1 pseudogene is annotated in these 287 nt (G+C 69.0%); it reads right to left on the reverse strand.

What is annotated here, in order from left to right:
* Positions 1-69: 69 nt before the first annotated feature.
* A pseudogene (locus LO771_RS30405) lies at positions 70-287 on the reverse strand (carbohydrate ABC transporter substrate-binding protein); the annotation flags it as partial.

Genomic DNA, 287 nt, shown 5'->3' on the forward strand with positions numbered 1-287 from the left:
GCCGAGCGTCTTGAAGAGGGTGACCTGCTGCTCCTCGGCGGTCAGCCACTTGATGAGGTCAGCGGCCTCCTAGGCGTGCTTGGAGGTCCGCGGGATCGCCAGGTAGGAGCCGCCCCAGTTGCCGGTCTTGCCGGGGCCGGGGGCGACGTCCCACGTGCCCTTGCCCGCGTCGCCCGCATGGCACTTGATGTAGCCGCCCATCCTGGCCGGGCAGCTGAGGGTGGCGTACTTGACGGTGGAGAACGACTTGTTCCACTCGGGGGTCCACTCGGGCTGCTCGGCGCGTT

Source organism: Streptacidiphilus sp. ASG 303, assembly GCF_020991365.1.
In the GTDB taxonomy this organism is placed as follows: domain Bacteria; phylum Actinomycetota; class Actinomycetes; order Streptomycetales; family Streptomycetaceae; genus Peterkaempfera.